Below are 18,557 nucleotides of genomic sequence, written 5' to 3'. Positions count from 1 at the left end.
AACCTCACGGTCGAAGCTAAGCGCTAACGGTATAATGCGGGTATTAAACCTTTTTTCTCAGAACTGTCTGGAGTATTGTGGTTAGCCACTGTCCCATTTCTTTCACCTGCTGATGCCAGATCAACCTGCACTAGAAATCGAACTGCTACGCGCAGCATACGCAGCCTTCAACGCGCGTGACATTGATGCTGCTCTCGCCCTTATGACTGCCGACGTGGCCTGGCCGAAGGCATTCAAAGGCGGTTTTGTCCGTGGGACTGAAGCAGTCCGCGCTTACTGGACGGAGCAGTGGAGCGAGATCAATCCACACGTCGAGCCGATTGCCTTTCACCCGGAGGATGCTGGGCAGGTCTTGGTCGAGGTGCATCAGGTCGTGCGCGATCTGACCGGAGCCGTGCTTGCCGATGAACATGTTGGTCACCGTTTCACCATTGAGCAAGGCTTAATTCAAGCAATGGAGGTCTGTCCACTTTCATCATCTGGCCTCGGTTCCTGAATCCTGTCCGCACTATTAGGGAATGACACCCAAACAGATTTGATAACACCATAAGAATCTGACAAACTGTCCTCAACAGTTCAAACACCTCGCTGGAATGACACCAAAGCAGATTCGCTAACGACCTAAGAATCTGATAAATCGCCACAAGAATCTGAGGGTTGGAACTCACTCCACGAAGGTGGCAGTGGCAATCTCCTGTCGCTGATCATGGCCACGGTGTTCTTGAGACTCATTACACCCCTGGGCGAGGAACTGCTCTTCCGGGGCGTTATCACCACCGCCCTGCTCCGTCATGGCTCGTCCTTCGGAGTCGTGAGCAGCGTCTTGATCTTCGCCCTCGCCCACGGCATCAATACCGTCTTCCCTGTCGCATTGGTGGTTGGTCTCATCACTGCCGAAGTCTTCCGCCGCCGCCGCTCGATCTGGCCTGCCGTTATCGTTCCCGTCGTCAACCTGCTCCCCGTCCCGGCACTGGTGCTTGCTGGCGCGGCCTGAACCACCTGGCAACGTAATTTATCCAAATCATGGGACTGATGACCTATGTGCTGCCTTTGTGGCTCCGAAACCAGGGACGAATGCGCTTGGCAGGAGTGCAGATGGTTGATTTGTCTCAGGAGAATCAGGATCTACTGGATTTTGGCGGCAGATAGAGTCGTTGACTGGGGATGCTTCAAGCCAAACGTTATCTTAAGCCAAGGTGTTTGTTTGAGAATTCGGTGGTGGTGTTGAAAAATTCGGTTTTGATGGGGAGCAGCCGCCAGACGCAAGGGGGAAAGCGTAGTGCAAAGCTGCCACTGTCCCGCAACTGTAATAAGGGATTCATCTCTTTAAGTCAGGATGCCCGCCGAATGTGATAGCTCATTTCGATTTAGAAGTCTGCGAGGTACAGACGAATATGAAAAAGCATCAATGGTTCAGCCTTGCGATGATGGCGGGGCTGACTTGTTATCTAGTTGTTGGTTCGCCCCCGCCTGCCTATGCCATGCACATCATGGAAGGGTTTTTGCCTGTCGGTTGAGCTGTTTTCTGGTGGGTTATCTTTCCTTTTCTGCTCTGGGGGCGGCGATCGCTCTCCTGTATCGCTTGTCTGTTATTCATTCTCTTCACCATTCCATCCGCAGAATTATTGTCAATTTTGCGTCAATGCCGTATTCCTCCAGTGCTAATTGATCTGTTGCTACTGATGTATCGATTCATCTTTTTGTTTCTCGATGTCTTGACGCAACTCCAGTTAGCACAACGGGCACGAGGCGGTTATCGAACGCGCCAGCGGTGGATGTACAGTACAGGACTATTAGTGAGTCAATTAATGGTGCGATCGCTGCAACGGTATCAGCAATTTTCTTTAGGATTAGCTGCCCGTGGTTTTAATGGAAACTTTCACCTTTACTCCTGGCTGGCGTGATGGCATTACAACCAGAGTTGCTGTTGCTGGATGAACTGACTGCCTATCTGGATCGACTGCAAACCCGTCATTTATTTGAGGAACTCGATCGCATCCATGCCAGCGGTACTACGATTGTGATGGCGACTCATGACCTCGATCTCGCCTATGCTTGGGCAAATTGGGTGATTGTGCAGCATGGCGCAATCGCCGACCGCCCCCTAAAACGATCGCAGAGTTGCATGCTTACGGGCTGAATAACTCTACTACTTGGCACTCCTCGTACCAATATAGGCGCAAGGACTCTTGGTTCAACATCGACTCCCATTTCAACTCTGAAATCTAGCCGCTGGTTCGTTGCTTGGAATTCTGTTATGTATAGACAACCAAAACAATCGCCGCGACTGAATATAACTCTGTCATTTTTCCTTAATAGTGTGAGAAATAGTGTGAGAGTGGTCGATCATGCAAATAACCACTCTCTATCGCTCTGAACACAACTGACTCTCAACCATGCGTATTCTGTTTGTTGAGGATGACCCCGAACAACTGGAACCTCTGGCGATCGCGCTCAGCCAGGTGGGTCATGTCGTCGATGCGGTCGAAGACGGACAAACGGCTCAGTGGTTGATGGGCGAAAAAGAGTATGACCTGTTGATTTTGGACTGGATGTTGCCAGACCTCGATGGCATCCAGCTTTGTCGCCTCTATCGAGATGCAGGAAAAGGATCTCCCATTCTGCTGCTCACCGCCAAGGATACAATTTCAGATCGCGTGATGGGTCTGGATGCCGGAGCAGACGATTATTTGATTAAACCCGCCGATGTGAAAGAGCTACTGGCACGGGTACGAGCCTTGGGGCGGCGGTCGCCCTTATGGACGGGCGACGCACTGTGTATCGCTGATTTGCAACTGCACCTCAGCACCATGATCGCCGAACGGCAGGATGCAAGCGTCTCACTATCCAGCCGAGAGTTTCAATTGCTGGAATATTTCATGCGCCATCCCAAACAGGTGTTGACCCGTGATCAGATTGAGTTAGCCCTCTGGCAATGGGGCACAGAACCGGAAAGTAATGCCGTTGCCACCTTAATCCGCCGCCTCCGTCAACGGCTCAAGGCTCTTAACTGCGAAACCTGGATTGAAACCGTCCACGGTACAGGCTATCGGCTGTTGTGCCCTGGAGATGCAGGATGAAAGGTCTTTCCCCGTATCATTCCTTACGCAAACGGCTGACCCATCTAGCGGATTGTGGGCAAGGATTGCTGAAAACAATGTCGGCTCAGCAACGGGGAACTCTAATTCTGTCTATTCCCATTATTTGCCTGTTGACCTCCCTGGGAGCCTTTGCATGGCTCAAAGCCAGTCTGGTCGAAGACGAATTTTGGGTACAGCATACCCAGCAAGTGCGGCTGGAAACCAAACGATTACAGGCAGCTCTGTTAGATGCTGAAACGGGGGTGCGTGGCTATGGGCTAACGCGTCGCCCTGAGTTCCTGGAACCGTACCAGCAAGCCCAGCGACAAATTCCCCGATCGCTCAATACCCTGGAGGAATTGGTCAGCGATAACCCCGACCAGACCCGACAACTGCAAAGAGTTCGGCAATTCGTCGATATTACGTTGCAGATCCTCCATCAAAAACAAACCCTGCAACAGGAATTAGCGGCTCTCAACCGCGCTCCAGATGCCCTCGTTCCTGCGGCTCTGCTTTACGATTGGCTGGAGGAGGGGAAAGTATCAATGGATGCGACCCGTACCGCCATCGATCAGTTTGCGGGTGAGGAAGAACGCTTGCTGCAAGTTCGTAAAGAACACCTGGAAACCTATCGCCGCATTACCTGGTTTGTCCTGTGGCTGTCAGCAGTGATTGGGATTCTGGGTGGTATTTTCTCAACCTACCTGTTCCGGCGATTGCAGCAGGAATTAAAACTACGCCAACAATGCCTGGAACAGACCAACCAGCAGTTAACACAGGCTTACGATCAGTTGCAACGTTTCACCGCCAACGCATCCCATGAGTTGCGGGCACCCCTGGCTGCCGTGCTGAGCAACGTCCATGTAGGTCTGACAGCCCCTGAAGAGGATTGGACAACCCCCCGACAACGGCTGGTCAAAATAGAAAATTTGGCTCAATCCATGAGTGCCCTGGTGCGTGACTTGTTATTCCTGGCTCGACATGAAGGACAGCTAACAGAAGAGGTTCGGCAACCCTTAAAATTGGTGCCATTTCTAGAGGCGATCGCCCACGACTGGAACCCCCAAGCTGCACACCACAACTTGAAGCTACTTACCGATTTGCCATCCCAGGAGATTGTACTGCAAGCAGATGCAAACCTCCTGCGACAGGCGATCGCCAACCTCCTCAGTAATGCCTGCCGTTACACTCCCGCAGGAGGCACGATCTCCCTACAAACATCCGTCCACCCTCAGCAGGTTGCGATCGCTATCCAGGATACCGGAATAGGAATTTCGGAGGACGATCTCCCTTACATTTTTGAACGGTTTTACCGTACCCGATCCAGTCGTGCCAGGGTCAGAAATGGATTTGGATTAGGTCTGGCGATCGCTCAACATATTATTCATGCCCACGGGGGTCAGATCTTGGTTTACAGCACCCTGAATCAGGGCAGCACCTTCACCATCGTTTTACCATTGAACATAACGAAACCTTGAAGTGATTCATTCAGCCTCACTGTCATTTCGGTGTCATTTCAACTCGTTACAGTTGCATTGATGAATGGATAAATCTTCCAATGCAACAGTGGATTCCTTTACTGGTCGTCGTTATCTCTAGCTTTACTGGGTTGTCGGCTACCGCGCAAACACCCATCGAGGAACTGCGCCGTGATGCTGGCACCACTATTTCGGGAACGGTGCGAAACGTAGTTGGCAACGAGTTCATTTTGGATGATGGCACCGGGCAGATTATTGTGGATGCGGGGCCTACCTGGTATCACCAACTTTCTATCCGGGAAGGTGAACAATTGACTGTGGTTGGGGAGTATGATAACTACGACTTTGATGCCTTCCGCATTACCCGCAGCAACGGTGATGTGATCACGATTCGCAGTGGTTCGGGTCGTCCCCCTTGGGCAGGCGGACGCGATCGCCGCTAATCAGGAACGATGCTGATGCCCTAAATTGACCTGCCTGGAACAACGCGAAAGGTACAGCTCGTTCGTCATTAAACGATCGTTGCAATATCACCCTCAGCAGACGGCAATGGCAACATAGCCATTGCCATCTTGTAGCTTTCCTGCGTCCAAATCTCCCACGCTTTTCCTTGACTGAACACCGCAGGGCAGCGATCGATCAACCCCAGGGTCGTTGGATACTCTCCACTCTCAGCGATTTCAATTAACGCACATGATAAAGCTTCTCGAATCTCGGTTCTGAGCCGATAGTCGGGATTGAGAGAACGCGTTCGTTTGGCGCTCAACAGCCCAATTCCAACAAATCCTGCTATATAGCAGGACATCATCAGAATAACCACGTCGATAAAGGGCAGAACGTTGAGCATAATTAACGGCTACTGGCTTGAACCAATCTTAGCTGATGGATGATTCACCCGGTCGTTGTTCGCTACCGTTGCCAATGACGGCCACTTTATGCCGATAGATCAGCTCGGCTCCGTACCAGCCCGTTACGCCTAACACCGTTGCTACCACCACCGAGATCGCCAACCCGGTCGGGAGAATAGCGCTACTGGGGCTTTTCCAGCGCAGAAATAAGCTTCCACCAGAGAGCAATAATGCTGCAATATTACCAATCATGTGAACCCAGCCTGCGTTGTGTTGGCGAACGCGGCTAATGCCCAAAAAATCGACCATTCCAGTAATGGCGGCAACGACTCCTGTAATTAAACCGGCTCCTAGCAGCATTACTGAAGCCTTTGCCCAAAACGGGTCGCGCGTGAGCCAATATCCCAAATCGGTACCCAACACTCCCACCAGAAACGCGATCGGAAAGGTGACCAGCAAAGGATGTAAAGGATGTCCGGCGATCGCCACTTTGCTGGGCACACCGCTGTCGTAATACTCTTGCTCGTCACTTTCAATGAACGGCGGTACATCAGGATATTTAGTCATGGAGTCTCCGTTATCTGGGACATCTATCTGGGATCTGATTCGTTAAGTAACGTACAGTTCAATGAAACCAATGCGGTGAAATGCGATCGCTCCACACGGCTCCGTAACCCTTTGTCGATCGCATTTCATCGTAGCAAACTCAACACCCGAACTGGGATTTAACCCTCTTCGCACCCTCTCTGATGCACGCTGCCCCGAATCAACCGATTAGCTGCCTCTGGGCTGACCCTCAGTTGTGGCAATTTCGCCTGCTTCCATCAGCATTTTGAACCGCCGCAACTCGTCCCCAATTTGCTGTTCCGGTTCTTCACCAAACAGCTTGGCGATCGCAGCCGTTACAGCCCCGCCGGGTGGATTATATTCCATCACCACTTTGACTTCTGTTCCCCGTCCGGCAGGAGCAGGCTGGAAGCGAACAAATCCTGAATTATCGATGTCTGCCCCTTCAACCGAAGCCCAGGCAATCAATTGGTTTGGGCGATCGGTGATAATTTCCGCATCCCAGGCCAGATCATTACCCAACGGCGCATTGGCTACCCAATGAGAGCGGAGATCGCTGACCACCTGCACCGACTTAAGATGCTTCATGAAGGTTGGCAGGTTCTCCAAATTACGCCAGAACTGATACAGCTCTTCTGGCGATCGCTGAATGGTAACGCTTTTTTCTACCCGGATCTGCTGGCTTAACCCAACGGTGTCCCCAACTAAATCGGGCAAGCTCTTTTCTCCCTTGAGGCCGTGATACGCTAAGCTTCCGCCCGCCAACGCTGTTAAAGCCCCTCGCAAGGAGCGATCCCTTAACCCCAGCAGAACCAGGGCACCTCCGCCAATGAGTGATCCCCACCGCTCAACATCACCAACGTTGTTGGCTTGTGCTTCTGAAGAGCTTTGCGGATTGTTATTTGCTGAAATGGATTCTTCCATTGCCTTATCTCCACTAATTGCAATTTGATCTACTCAAACAGTCGATTGCGGCAACCTGAACTCAAGACGGGTGGTTGGGATTGGTTAGCTGCGTTGCCAGGAGCGCCAGTGCGCCCAGACCTGCGATCGCCCCCCATTTTGCAGCCGGGTGGAAATCAAACCAATCTAAAAAGCTGGGAATGGTTACCTGGTTAAAGTCACCTTCAACGGTGTCGTACCCTTCGGCTTCGATCGCCTCATACAGGTTATTGGGATCGGTTGCCGCCTTTGGTTCTTGGGTGTGTTGCCCATCCACTGCAATTAACTGCAAAATGTAGTCCACCAAAGAGGGTGAGATTTTCTGCAACGCGTCTAACACTCTGCCAGCATCACCAACGATAAAGTCGCGTGTCGGATTTTCAGCCACGTGCAAGATGGCATCAGCAACCAGGTGTGGTGAGTAATACGGCGGAATTCCTGTGGGTTTAACACCCAGCTTGGTAAGCGCCTTGTTGTAGAAAGGCGTGTTGATGGTCGCTGGCAATACGTTTGTAACGCTAATAGGAATTCCGTCATGCTGAAGTTCAACCCGCAACGAGTCAAGGAATCCTTCTACTCCGTGCTTTGCAGACGAGTACGAACTTTGCAACGGCAGCGATCGCCGTGCTTCAACGGAGGTAACGTGAATCAATGCTCCTCGGCCTTCGCGCTTCAAATGCGGCAACGCGGCCATTGCACCATAAACCTGCCCCATCAACGTCACATCAATAACCCGCTTAAACTCGTCCGGTGTCACTGATTCAAACGGAGAAATAACGGCAGTTGCAGAGAGATGCACCCATGTGTCCAGGCGACCGTATTCTTCAACGGCTTTATCGGCGATCGCCTTCACCTGGTTAAAGTCGGACACATCTGCCGGAACAGCGATCACTTCGCCACCGATCTGTGTAATTTCGTCTACTAAGGTTGCCAATCCTTTCAGGCTGCGTGACGACACAACCAGTTTGGCTCCATTTCGAGCAAATCGATGGGCGGTTTCTCGGCCAATACCGCTAGAGGCACCAACAACAGCAACGACCTGTTGACGAATCGGTTTGAGTTGAATAGAAGGCATATTTGAATCTAAAGAATGGGAGGGTGATTTGATAGGTCGAGCCTGGAAAACTGTGATGCACAAACGGCATGAAAATCTGTGCGGGCACCATTAGTGAGCAATGATGAGCAATGAACAGATTCTTTCCCTGATGCAAAGCCAGTTGAGTTGAGTTGCTACTTTGACTCACTGCCACTTTGACTCGCTGCCACAATGATTGTTGAATGGCTTCAGTTCTCGGAAACAGACGGTTTCTGAAAAAGAATCTGAGTTCAGCTTAATTAAAATTATTTAATTGCAGTACTGATTGATGGTAGCTAGCCAACATATTGCCGCTATCTACCTCTGGGCTTAAACCACGAATCCCCATTCAGTAGGGGAGAAGCGCTGAAAACGCGATCGAACTCTCGGTCGATTGGTCAGCCCTATCATCCAATCTTTATTTCGCTACTAATAATTAATGGAGGTCTGCATCTGTGCAATGCAGACCTCCTTGAGAGACAAACTTGAGAAGACAAACAGTGATTCCGTTCTTGCTGCCTTTGTCCCGGCTCAATTAAGAACAGCGATAATTTGACACAATGAGACGTACCCCATTCATCAATGACCTGCTGAACTAGATGACAAGCCAGGACGTTTACCCAACGGATATGCAATCCTCCCAGCCGGATAGCGCCCCAGCCGCTGAAGCCGCTGCATCAGCATTTGTAGCCTACCTGCGTCACCTGCATCAAACTTATTTACCGTTGCGAGAAGGCCGAGTCGCTAACTACATTCCCGAACTGGCAAAGATGAACTCAGACTGGTTCAGTATCTGTGTGGCAACGGTGGATGGGCAGGTGTATGAAGTCGGTGATTCCAGCCAAACATTCACCCTACAGTCCATTTCAAAGGTATTTGTGCATGGTCTGGCATTGGAAGATCACGGGCGCGATTACTTGCTAACGCGAGTTGGAGTAGAGCCAACCGGAGAAGCCTTCAACGCCATTATTTTAGATGAACGCTCAAAACGTCCGTATAACCCAATGGTGAATGCAGGGGCGATCGCCACGACGAGTCTGATCAAAGGCTCTGGCCCCACAGAACGGCTCAACCGAATGCTGAGTATGTTTCGTCGTTATATTGGTCACGATATTTTTGTGGATATGCCAACGTTTCTATCAGAGCGGGTCACCGGGCACCGCAACCGGGGAATGGCGCATCTCATGCTCAACTTTGGCATGATCGATCCGCCCCTGGACGAAGCGCTGGATTTGTACTTTCAGCAATGTTCTGTTTTGGTCAATTGTCGAGATCTGGCGATTATGGCAGCCACCCTGGCGAACCATGGCATCAACCCACTAACCGGAGAACAGGCGGTCAATCCCTGCTATATCCGAGACATGCTCAGCGTTATGTACACCTGCGGCATGTACAACTTTGCAGGCGAATGGGCTTATACCGTGGGAATTCCGGCCAAAAGTGGGGTGTGTGGCGGAATCATTGCGGTGGTTCCCCATCAGTTTGCCATTGCTGTATTTTCGCCACCGCTGGATGAACGAGGCAACAGTGTGCGTGGCGTGAAGGTGTGCGAAGAAATATCGCAACACTACGATTTGCACTTGTTTGACTCGTCAATGGGTTGCCAGACGTTTTTGCAGCGACTGACTCAGCCCGGTGAGCGGTTTTAGCCTACATCAATCGGCTTCCTGTTGCCGGATCAAAAACAAACAGCATCGTGAGGTCAAGCTGAATGGGGAGGCGATCGCCCGGTTGGGGCTTCACATTGGGCAATACCTGCATATTGACCATCGGAACAGAGCCACGATTGTCTGGCGATAGCGCTGCTCGAATCAGGGTTTCTCGCCCTAACGGTTCGACCACATGCACCGTCACCGTCAAATGGCTGTTGCTGGAATCAGCAGCAATCTGGATATGTTCTGGCCGAATGCCAATGTTGTATCGGTGTCCTGGTTCAAGCAGGTGTTGAAGGCGATCGGGGCATGGCAACCGTTGGCTCTCGATTTGCAGAGCGGTGCCATCATACAAGGCGCTCAAAATATTCATGGGAGGACTACCCAAAAACGTAGCCACCATTTGATTCGCCGGATTGCCGTAGATCGTTTGCGGATCGCCAATTTGCTGAATCTGACCCTGATTTAGCACCACAATTTGATCGGCTAGCGTCATTGCTTCGACCTGGTCGTGCGTAACATAGATTGTGGTAATCCCCAGCCGTTGATGCAGTTGTTTAAGTTCAGCCCGTGTATCGTCCCGCAGTTGGGCATCTAAGTTAGAAAGCGGCTCATCCAGCAAAAACACCTGGGGTTGACGGGCGATCGCCCGTCCTAAAGCCACCCGTTGCTGCTGCCCCCCCGATAGCTGCCGGGGACGACGATCGAGCAGATGAACAATATCGAGCGATCGAGCAACTGCATCCACCCTGGACTTAACCGTTGTGCTGTCTGTCTTCCGCATCCGCAAGCCAAACGCCAAATTTTCGGCCACGGTCATATGAGGATAGAGCGCATAGTTTTGAAACACCATCGCCACGTCTCGTTGGCGTGCCGGAATGCTGCTAACCAGGCGATCGCCAATAAAGATCTGACCCGATGTGGCGGTTTCCAACCCGGCGATCGTCCGCAAAATGGTGGACTTGCCACAGCCCGACGGCCCTACAAGCACCCAAAACTGTCCATCGGGCACTTCAAACGAAATATTGTCAATGGCGGCAACTGCATTAAAACGCCGAGAAATATCCTCTAAATAGACCCGTGCCACGGCTTCAACCCCGTTAGAAAGCTCATACCAATTCTGCCAGGTTTGACCGCCATTCCAGCAAAACTCGCCTTACCGCCCAACTCATCTCTATAGAGAGAGGTAGATGTCAACCTCTAAAGTCAGACTCTAGCCATACTGCTTTTCTCTCTCTCGGTAGTCTATCTATACGAAAAGGCTTGATACAGTAGGTACAAGTTAAACAAAAGACGCACCGCAAGATGAAAACACAGGCCGTTGTGATTCTCTGACTGAAGCTGACAGATAACCATCTCGAAGCGACAGACGGTGTAATAAAAGCAAGCGCAGGCGTGTAAAAAGGCTTTTTGCCTGGTCTACATAACACTACTCACAAAAAGGTCAAATCCTTTGTATACGGCAAACAGGGGTAGTGAACGTCTCGATTTGATTAAAGGGTATCGTTCGGTCTCGCTCGTTCGCTAACACACAACTTGAAAAACAAAAGATAAAGGAGAAGGTAACAATGAATATTCTTGCTTGGATTTTGCTAGGTCTGATCGCTGGTGCTATCGCTAAAGCTATTTATCCTGGTCGTCAGGGTGGCGGTATCTTAGGAACCATGCTGTTGGGTATCATCGGTGCATTTGTTGGTGGTACGCTCTACACCCTGTTAACGACAGGAAGCTTCGCCCTTGGGGCAACCGGATTGAGCATCGGTGGTGTATTCATCGCTGTGTTGGGCGCGATCGTTGCCCTGTTCATCTACTACCAATTTGCTGGTCGCCGCGTTTACTAAGCCCGAACTGGGTAAGTAACCGACCGATCAGGTCGTACTTGCAAACTGTTGAATCAGCGACAAAGCCTCTGCACAATGCAGGGGCTTTTTGTTGCGCTGCTCTCTCACTTCCCTTAACCGTGCTTCCCTTAACCGTGCTGCACGATCCAATCCACGGCTCCAGCTAAATCTGGAGCAATATAGTCAGGCTGAGTGTGATGTTGATAATCGCCGCTGAGAACGCGATCGCCAAACCCCGTCTGCACCAAAATTCCAGTGCAACCTGCATTGTGAGCCAAATCAATATCGGTCGCTTTATCCCCCACCATAAAACTGTGGCTTAAATCCAGGTCATGCTCCCAGGCTGCCGCCACCAGCATCCCGGTGTTGGGTTTGCGCCAGGTCGTCCATTGCGTAAACTCTGGAACGGTACCGCCTTCGGGCGCGCTTAAATGGGGGCAATAGTAAAGCGCATCCAGTTTTGCCCCTGCTGCTGCCAGCAGTTGGCTTAAGCGCTGGTGTAACGCTTCAACATGGCTCTGGGGATAGTATCCGCGTGCTGGCCCCGATTGATTGGAAACCAAACAGCAAAATAAGTGGCGATCGTTCAGTTGGCGTACAGCCTCAGCGGCTCCGGGCACCAAATGTAAATCGTCTACGTTATGAATGTATCCGGCTTCAATGTTGAGGACACCGTCGCGATCGAGAAATACGGCTGGTTTCGTCATTGAGTGAGCAAACTACCAAATCTTAGACATAGCAAAGCGGCTCAAGCTTGAGCCGTTACCCAATTGGAACCGATCGACGGTTGGTTTACTGAATCTGCAAACCTGAGTTTGTCAGTCTCCTTACCCTCCCCATATCGGTTCAAGCACTTGCTGGGGAGAAATATCAGCCATTTTGCCCGTAGATGACTTGATGCCCAAAAACTTGTCGCTAGGCGGCAACAGTTTCGCCGGGTCGGTGGGGCCAAACAGCGCCACCGTGTAGACCTTCAACGCAACAGCTAGATGCATCGGGGCGCTATCGGTGCAAAGCATCAGGTTTGCCCCCGCAATCATGGCGGCTAGCTTACCAATGTCGGGCGGCATCACTGGTTTTAACCCAGGACAAGCCCCAACGAGTGCTAAAACCAGCTCTTTGTCTTCTGGCCCTTGCACCACCACCATCGGTAAATCGGGCTGTTTTTGCCGAAAGTCTTGCACAATCTTGGCCCAGCTTTGGACGGGATAGATTTTGTCGATTCCTTTGGCCTGCGCCAGTTGGCTAGAGCCACCATGAATGAGTACATAACCGCTTTCGGCAATGCCCAACCGCTTTTGCTCTGCTTCTGCCCATTCCAGATCCTGCTTGGGAATGCTGATTGCCAAATCGGAGCAAGGGCTGTTGCTCCCCAACCCCTGAAGCAGGTCATGGTACATGTGTGCCGCATATTGGTCGGGCTTTAAGGGAGCCGGATGAGTCAAAAATACTTTGCCAGCGCTGGTGGCATAGCCCACTCGCGCCGGAATCCCAGTTAGCCACAGCAGTAACCCAACCTGCCACCGCTGACCCAGCGCAATGGCGATATCGTAGTAGCGATCGCGCAAGATACCCAATAGGTTGGCCCAATCGGCCAGGCTATTTCGATCTTTAAAGTCAAACACAATCGTGTCGCTAACGGATTTAGAAACCCGATAGGCGCTTTTTGCTCTGGGTTCTACAACTACATCGATTTCGGCATTGGGATACGTCTGTTTGAGACTATCCAATGTTGGGAAAAACAGTATCTGGTCGCCGATCCCACCAGGGACGAGAGCCACTATTCGCATAATACAGGCATCAACATTGAGAGGTTTTTATAGAATCCGTTGCAGTCTAAGAGGATGGTTGAAACAGGCTAAATTGTGACTCAAACCGCCTCTTCTGCCTTGCCGCAGGCGCTAAGCCCCCAACCCTGGGGACTTTGAGACAGAATCGGCTCGGAAGTTCCCCAAACTGGGGGATCAGAGAACCATTCGAGTTAGGCTCAGCACGTCTCAGGCATCCTCATTAATAGTCTCGATTAACTTATCAGTTCGTCGAATCACTCTTCAACTATCCTGCAAACAGTCTAGTGATTTCTCAACTAAATTATGTAGATTTGGTTGAATCAGAAAAGCGGATGCAGGGAAATAGCAAAACGTGAAGCTTTGTAGCCGAGTAGTTGAGGATTTGTTTTAGCAGTTGATAAGCTATGTTCACACTAATGGGCTAAACTGCCTAGAGCAACTTTCCAGACTATCTAGTCTAGATGGTTAGGTTACAACTCCATCATTTGACCTGTGCCCATGCGAACTTTTCGTCGATCGCCCCCTCCCTCTCCCCCCGCCGAATCTGAAACGCAAACCCGCATTTTGCAAGCGGCACAGCGCCTGTTTGCCCGTCATGGCTACGATGGCACGACTACACGCGATCTAGCACAAGCGGCAGGCGTGGCGGAAGGCACCATTTTTCGCCATTTTGAGAACAAAAAAGCAATCCTGGTTGCCGTTGCCACCCAGGGATGGGTCGAAATTTTGACTGACCTGCTAACCGAACTCAGCGAAATGGGCAGCTACAAGGCGATCGCGCAGGTGATGCGGAAGCGGATGTTGCGGCTGCACGCTAATGCCGACATGCTCAGGGTCTGTTTTATGGAAGCACAGTTCCATCCAGACTTGCGAGAGCGCATCCAGGCCGAGGTGATCGACAAAATGACCGACGTGGCAGAAGCCTTCTTTGAAACCGCGATGGATCAAGGCATTTACCGCCGGATGAATCCTAGAATTGTGGCGCAAGTGTTTCTAGGCATGTTTACCGTCGCTGGATTTAGCCGAGACACCGTGATGCCAGAAGGTTCGTCGCCCCAGGCCATGCAGGAGATGGCAGAGGGGCTTGCCGATATTTTCCTCAACGGGGTCTTAGCGCCAAACGCTTAACGGGTGTCATAGGATGAAGAGTAGTCCTCTGAATGGGTTGTGACGGCACCGCTATGCAAGCTCAGAGTCTTTCTTCTCAAACGCACGCTCAGTCTACTGCTCCAGGGTTGGAGGCATCGTTATCTCTGGCCGCAATCCTGCGGCAGCGGCGGCAGCGATTGGCAGCTTTGTTCGATCGCCCCGTGCTGTTGTGGGCAGGGCAGGGCAGGGCCCGCAACTTTCCGGCAAATCAATACCCGTTTCGCGCCAGCAGCCATTTTCTTTACTTTGCAGGTGTGCCGCTCCCCCATGCCGCGATTCGGCTGGAGGCCGGTCGGCTAGAGCTGTATATGGATAATCCGTCTGCGGCCAGTATCCTCTGGCATGGGCCAACGCCAACGCGAGAGCAGATTGCCGAACGCATTGGTGCCGATGCGGCGTTTCCGCTGGCTCAACTTACAGCGCTTCTGGATGAGGCCGCTACAATCGCCGTTCAAGATATGGCAACCTGCCAGAGCCAGTCTCACGTCATGCATCGCATCATTGCGCCATCCAACCCGCCTCAAGCGCTGGATCTAGAACTGATGCAGGCGATTATCACGGTGCGCTTAACCCATGATGCAGGGGCGATCGCAGATATTCGTAAGGCGGCAGCGGTGACGGTACAGGCTCATCAAGCCGGGATGGCCGCAACGCCGCAGGCTCGAACTGAAGCCGAAGTACGGGCGGCGATGGAAGGAGTCATTCTGGCGCACAACATGACCACTGCCTATAACAGCATTGTTACGGTGCAGGGCGAGGTGTTGCATAACGAAACCTATTGCCATTCCCTGCATCCGGGTGATTTGCTGCTGGCGGATGTGGGCGCAGAGTCGGAAACGGGTTGGGCATCGGATGTAACCCGTACCTGGGCAGTATCGGGCAGGTTTTCGTCAACGCAGCGCGATCTGTATGATGTGGTGCTGGCGGCTCACGATCTCTGCATTAAGCAACTGTACCCCGGTGTAGAATACCGTGATCTGCATCTGTTAGCGGCATTGACGATCGCTCAAGGGCTGGTGGATTTAGGGATTCTCCGGGGGCGAGCTGAGGATCTGGTGGAGCAAGATGCCCATGCGCTGTTCTTTCCACACGGCATCGGTCATTTGCTGGGGCTAGATGTCCACGACATGGAAGATTTGGGCGACCTGGCGGGGTATGAGCCGGGTCGGCAGCGGAGCGATCGCTTCGGACTGTGCTACCTGAGGCTCGATCGTCCACTGCGACCCGGCATGATTGTCACCATTGAGCCTGGGTTCTACCAGGTTCCAGCCCTTCTCAACGATCCAGAACGGCGATCGGCTTACCAGACGGTCGTAAATTGGGATCGTTTGGCGCAGTTTGCCGATGTGCGCGGCATTCGGATTGAAGACGATGTGCTGGTGACAGAAACAGGCAGCGAGATTTTGACGGCAGCATTACCCACCCAGGCCGACGCGATCGAGCAACTCGTTCAGGGTGGCTAGTCATTCAAATCATCAATTTGAATTTCGATCTCCATGCGCTGCAATTGCTCACCAATCCACTGTTCCAGCAACTCATTCCGCAGGGTTTGCTGAATTTGGGGATCATCTAGCGTGGCGGGAAGCCGTTGCTCGAGCCGGACGATCGCCCAATCTTGCTCAATTGGCATAGGTTCAAGAATATCGCCCTCACTGGCTAAGTCAACGGCAGCGCGTAGCCGATCGGGCAGGGTATCTCGGCTCATCAGCCCCATCATGCCGTTGAACAGGCGATCGTCGCTGATGGAATACTCTCTGGCAAAGTGTTCAAAGCTGCCGCCTTCCAGGATTTGCTGCCGCAACTCATCGGCCAGGTCGCGATCGCTCACCGTGATGCGAGACAGCACCACCTGATCTAGCGACAGCTTGCGTTCAATGAAATATTCTTGCAGCTTGGGTTGGGCGATTTGAATCGTAAACTGTTCCAGCCGCAGGTCAAATTCGAGCTGCTGTCGAAATTTGGCATAGTCTAACCCCTGTTCGGCTAGCCACAGGTCAAACTGTTCTGGGTCGCCAAGCTGATTCTCTAAGCGAAAGTCGGTCAGCATTTGCTCAAGTGTGGCAGCGCTGACCGCTAACTCGGTGCGCTGCTTTAGCTCTCGTTCTAAAACATGCCGATGCAAAATGTCGGCAATGAACGCATCCAGTCTTCCAGAGGCTTGCAGATAACGGACAGCCTGCCCCAGGTAGATTGGTTCATCATCAACGACTAAAAACGAGTGAGTTCCCATGAATCAGTTGCGGCATTAAACAGCCAACACAACCATCATGCCTGTTTTGTCGTTGCTGCGTTCTGATTGTTCCGTCGCGTTCCGGTAAACGAAGCTTCATAGCCATAGGCACCCTGTTCCACAAATCCGGTGCCGTAAAAGCGAACGCTGCCCACCACACGTCGCCCGTTGTTGCGGAACTGAAGCTCCATATCGCCTACTAAAATCTGTTTTGGTGCTGCAAACACGCTGGTACGCCAGTTAAAACTGTTGAGCTGTGTTGTTCGTGCCGCGTTGTAATCGACCACCACTTTGAGGCTGCTCGTTTTAGTGTTGATGCCAACATAGGAGACATCGAGGGTAGGTGCCTGACTAAAGCTGCCGCCAGCACGACGGAACACTCGACTGTTGGTGGCAAACCAGGCGGCACCCGCTTGAGGATTAGCATTGACCCCCAACAACGGATTGATGCCCACAAATAGCCCAATTTCTCTGACGTTTTTGCCGTTTTTGAAATCTACTCCCTGGGGCAAGGTTTTTTCCAGGGTCAGCCGTCCTGGCAAGTTGAAGACTTCAATGGGTGTATAGGTCGTTGTGGCGATCGGGATGGCGGTATTACCTGCCAGGGATACCCCCGTCACCCTCAGGTTATAGGTGCCGTTCAGCGGAACTTTGGGTTTGGCCTGAGCCGATGCGCCAGATGCCGCCCGGTTGGCGATCGCCGCTTGAGACGAACTGCGCCCCAGTTGAGCCAATCGCCCGCCTAAGCTACTGATCCCGGTCTTTGCCAAATTGGAAGTAAGGGCAACAGAGCGAACGGACTGGTTATTGAGTAAAGTCGTGTGTTTTTGTCCTAGCATTGCGATCGCCAAGTAATTCGGTATACAGTTGCTAATTTACAGCCTATATATACGCGTCCTGCCTGTGTATGAGCAAGGAAGTTCATCGAAATTATTATGGTTGGCAGTAACGAATAGGTGAACGATGGGTTTAGTCAATCTGGGGCAATAGGGTGAGGCAGGGATAGCGTCAAAATGCCAACAAGGGTCACGGCTGCACCTGCAACACTCCACAGTGGCAGGTGTTCACCTAGCATCATGGCGGCGATCGCCGCCGCAAAAATAGGGGTGATTAAATTCAGGGCGGTTGTCAAAATGGGTGATAAATTTCTGGCCGCATAGCTGTAGCACACGGTTGGAATCACGGTTGATAGAACCCCCAGGGCTAAGGCGATAGCAACCCGATTGGGTTGAAAAAGTAACCTTAAATGCTGTGATGTAGAAAATAGGGTGATTGGCGTAATGATCATTGACCCGATCGCAAAGGTAATAAAGGCAACCAGAACGGGGTTCAGCAGAGGTTGTGTTGCAGCGTAATACTTAAACAGCGAGGCATAGGCGAGGGTAATTGCCGCCGATAGAAACGCAAAAAATAGTCCCATTAAATAGGTTGCGCGATCGCTGCCCTGTCCCTGTAGTTTGGGCAGTATAAACAACACCAAGCCGCTAAATGCAGCAATGGCTCCGATTCCTTCTGTGGCAACTAACGGCTTTCTCAATATGAATTTAACGGCCAGCCCCAACAATGGCGAAAGACCAACCATTAGAACCACGTCACTAACAGGCGCTAGCTGGAACGCCCGGACGGCAAATAGATAGTACAGCACCATCAAACTGGATAACACCAGAGCCAGCGGTTTACCCATTAACAGGCACAGATCGGATCGTAAGGAGCGCCGCAGTAAAAAAATGGGGAACATGACGAGAAATGCAACCACTAAACGAATCGACAGCACTTCTAACGTTGTGAACTGAGGCATGAGTTTGATCAAGATTCCAGTTAGCCCCCAACCCAGGGCAGCAAAACAACCCGACGTTAATGCCAGGGTGCGAGTGGAGTCAGGCATGGTTGCTCTCCAAATGTATG

Annotated in this window: 21 protein-coding genes, 1 pseudogene and 1 riboswitch; of the genes and pseudogenes, 12 read left to right on the top strand and 10 right to left on the bottom strand. The window is 51.7% G+C overall.

The window, feature by feature from the left end; all coding sequences use genetic code 11:
* Positions 1 to 112 precede the first annotated feature (112 nt).
* The 8 genes and pseudogenes from IQ268_RS23960 (at position 113) to IQ268_RS23930 (ending at position 5,001) form a co-directional block, all read left to right on the top strand.
* Positions 113 to 496 carry a nuclear transport factor 2 family protein gene (locus IQ268_RS23960; RefSeq protein ID WP_193884470.1) on the top strand — a complete coding sequence of 128 codons (384 nt, stop codon included), beginning with the start codon at positions 113 to 115 and terminating at the stop codon, positions 494 to 496.
* A 210-nt stretch (positions 497 to 706) separates the two neighbouring features.
* Complete coding sequence (locus IQ268_RS23955) at positions 707 to 994, top strand: CPBP family intramembrane glutamic endopeptidase (RefSeq protein ID WP_193884468.1); 288 nt, start codon at positions 707 to 709, stop codon at positions 992 to 994.
* A 29-nt stretch (positions 995 to 1,023) separates the two neighbouring features.
* Positions 1,024 to 1,149 carry a hypothetical protein gene (locus tag IQ268_RS33075; protein WP_255527259.1) on the top strand — a complete coding sequence of 42 codons (126 nt, stop codon included), beginning with the start codon at positions 1,024 to 1,026 and terminating at the stop codon, positions 1,147 to 1,149.
* A 68-nt stretch (positions 1,150 to 1,217) separates the two neighbouring features.
* Positions 1,218 to 1,363, top strand: a riboswitch (cobalamin riboswitch).
* A gap of 172 nt (positions 1,364 to 1,535) precedes the next feature.
* Entirely contained in the window at positions 1,536 to 1,904 is a 369-nt protein-coding gene (locus IQ268_RS23950; RefSeq protein WP_193884512.1) for a CbiQ family ECF transporter T component, read from the top strand.
* Positions 1,892 to 2,077, top strand: a pseudogene (locus IQ268_RS23945) (cobalt ABC transporter ATP-binding protein); the annotation flags it as partial. The gene IQ268_RS23950 and the pseudogene IQ268_RS23945, both read left to right, overlap by 13 nt.
* A gap of 319 nt (positions 2,078 to 2,396) precedes the next feature.
* Positions 2,397 to 3,080, top strand: a complete 684-nt coding sequence (rppA, locus tag IQ268_RS23940; RefSeq protein WP_193884466.1) for a two-component system response regulator RppA — start codon at positions 2,397 to 2,399, stop codon at positions 3,078 to 3,080.
* Positions 3,077 to 4,558, top strand: a complete 1,482-nt coding sequence (locus tag IQ268_RS23935; RefSeq protein WP_193884464.1) for a cell wall metabolism sensor histidine kinase WalK — start codon at positions 3,077 to 3,079, stop codon at positions 4,556 to 4,558. The genes rppA and IQ268_RS23935 overlap by 4 nt, the downstream gene beginning before the upstream one ends.
* An 80-nt stretch (positions 4,559 to 4,638) precedes the next feature.
* The gene (locus tag IQ268_RS23930) at positions 4,639 to 5,001 is read left to right on the top strand and encodes a DNA-binding protein (protein ID WP_193884462.1); all 363 of its coding nucleotides are present in this window, start codon (positions 4,639 to 4,641) and stop codon (positions 4,999 to 5,001) included.
* A gap of 68 nt (positions 5,002 to 5,069) precedes the next feature.
* Here IQ268_RS23930 and IQ268_RS23925 read toward each other — a convergent pair whose 3' ends face one another.
* From IQ268_RS23925 to IQ268_RS23910, 4 genes are all read right to left on the bottom strand, one after another.
* Positions 5,070 to 5,405 (bottom strand): hypothetical protein, encoded by a 336-nt coding sequence (locus tag IQ268_RS23925; protein ID WP_193884460.1) that lies wholly within the window; start codon positions 5,403 to 5,405, stop codon positions 5,070 to 5,072.
* Between the two features lie 28 nt (positions 5,406 to 5,433).
* The gene (locus IQ268_RS23920) at positions 5,434 to 5,973 is read right to left on the bottom strand and encodes a DUF2231 domain-containing protein (protein WP_193884458.1); all 540 of its coding nucleotides are present in this window, start codon (positions 5,971 to 5,973) and stop codon (positions 5,434 to 5,436) included.
* A 207-nt stretch (positions 5,974 to 6,180) separates the two neighbouring features.
* Positions 6,181 to 6,897, bottom strand: coding sequence for an SRPBCC family protein (locus IQ268_RS23915; protein WP_193884456.1), 717 nt, complete (start codon positions 6,895 to 6,897; stop codon positions 6,181 to 6,183).
* A gap of 61 nt (positions 6,898 to 6,958) precedes the next feature.
* Positions 6,959 to 7,981, bottom strand: a complete 1,023-nt coding sequence (locus IQ268_RS23910) for an SDR family oxidoreductase (RefSeq protein ID WP_193884510.1) — start codon at positions 7,979 to 7,981, stop codon at positions 6,959 to 6,961.
* A 608-nt stretch (positions 7,982 to 8,589) separates the two neighbouring features.
* Between IQ268_RS23910 and glsA the strand changes: the two genes are divergently transcribed.
* Positions 8,590 to 9,639 (top strand): glutaminase A, encoded by a 1,050-nt coding sequence (glsA, locus tag IQ268_RS23905; protein WP_228035668.1) that lies wholly within the window; start codon positions 8,590 to 8,592, stop codon positions 9,637 to 9,639.
* Position 9,640: 1 nt separating this feature from the next.
* Here the strand turns inward: glsA and IQ268_RS23900 are convergent, their stop codons facing one another.
* Positions 9,641 to 10,729: an ABC transporter ATP-binding protein gene (locus IQ268_RS23900; RefSeq protein ID WP_193884454.1), complete on the bottom strand. Its 1,089-nt coding sequence runs from the start codon at positions 10,727 to 10,729 to the stop codon at positions 9,641 to 9,643.
* A gap of 481 nt (positions 10,730 to 11,210) precedes the next feature.
* Between IQ268_RS23900 and IQ268_RS23895 the strand changes: the two genes are divergently transcribed.
* Positions 11,211 to 11,483 (top strand): GlsB/YeaQ/YmgE family stress response membrane protein, encoded by a 273-nt coding sequence (locus tag IQ268_RS23895; protein ID WP_193884452.1) that lies wholly within the window; start codon positions 11,211 to 11,213, stop codon positions 11,481 to 11,483.
* Positions 11,484 to 11,611: 128 nt separating this feature from the next.
* Here the strand turns inward: IQ268_RS23895 and IQ268_RS23890 are convergent, their stop codons facing one another.
* Positions 11,612 to 12,190 carry an HAD-IIIA family hydrolase gene (locus IQ268_RS23890; protein ID WP_193884450.1) on the bottom strand — a complete coding sequence of 193 codons (579 nt, stop codon included), beginning with the start codon at positions 12,188 to 12,190 and terminating at the stop codon, positions 11,612 to 11,614.
* A gap of 120 nt (positions 12,191 to 12,310) precedes the next feature.
* Complete coding sequence (locus tag IQ268_RS23885) at positions 12,311 to 13,273, bottom strand: glycosyltransferase family 9 protein (RefSeq protein WP_193884448.1); 963 nt, start codon at positions 13,271 to 13,273, stop codon at positions 12,311 to 12,313.
* A gap of 498 nt (positions 13,274 to 13,771) precedes the next feature.
* On the opposite strand from IQ268_RS23885, the gene IQ268_RS23880 reads away from it, so the two are divergent.
* Together IQ268_RS23880 and IQ268_RS23875 are read left to right on the top strand one after the other, a co-directional pair.
* Complete coding sequence (locus IQ268_RS23880; RefSeq protein WP_193884446.1) at positions 13,772 to 14,401, top strand: TetR/AcrR family transcriptional regulator; 630 nt, start codon at positions 13,772 to 13,774, stop codon at positions 14,399 to 14,401.
* Between the two features lie 53 nt (positions 14,402 to 14,454).
* Complete coding sequence (locus IQ268_RS23875) at positions 14,455 to 15,885, top strand: aminopeptidase P family protein (protein WP_193884444.1); 1,431 nt, start codon at positions 14,455 to 14,457, stop codon at positions 15,883 to 15,885.
* Here the strand turns inward: IQ268_RS23875 and IQ268_RS23870 are convergent.
* The 3 genes from IQ268_RS23870 to IQ268_RS23860 form a co-directional block, all read right to left on the bottom strand.
* On the bottom strand, positions 15,882 to 16,652 hold the full coding sequence (locus IQ268_RS23870; protein WP_193884442.1) for a peptidylprolyl isomerase: 771 nt from the start codon (positions 16,650 to 16,652) through the stop codon (positions 15,882 to 15,884). The genes IQ268_RS23875 and IQ268_RS23870 overlap by 4 nt on opposite strands.
* A 35-nt stretch (positions 16,653 to 16,687) precedes the next feature.
* Positions 16,688 to 17,491, bottom strand: coding sequence for a hypothetical protein (locus tag IQ268_RS23865; protein WP_193884440.1), 804 nt, complete (start codon positions 17,489 to 17,491; stop codon positions 16,688 to 16,690).
* 134 nt (positions 17,492 to 17,625) lie between these two features.
* Entirely contained in the window at positions 17,626 to 18,537 is a 912-nt protein-coding gene (locus IQ268_RS23860) for a DMT family transporter (protein WP_193884438.1), read from the bottom strand.
* Positions 18,538 to 18,557: the final 20 nt, after the last annotated feature.

The sequence above is a fragment of the Oculatella sp. LEGE 06141 genome (genome assembly GCF_015207605.1).
Taxonomy (GTDB): domain Bacteria; phylum Cyanobacteriota; class Cyanobacteriia; order Elainellales; family Elainellaceae; genus Oculatella.
Note: the sequence above shows the minus strand (reverse complement) of the source record. Positions and strands in the feature narration are given on the sequence as shown.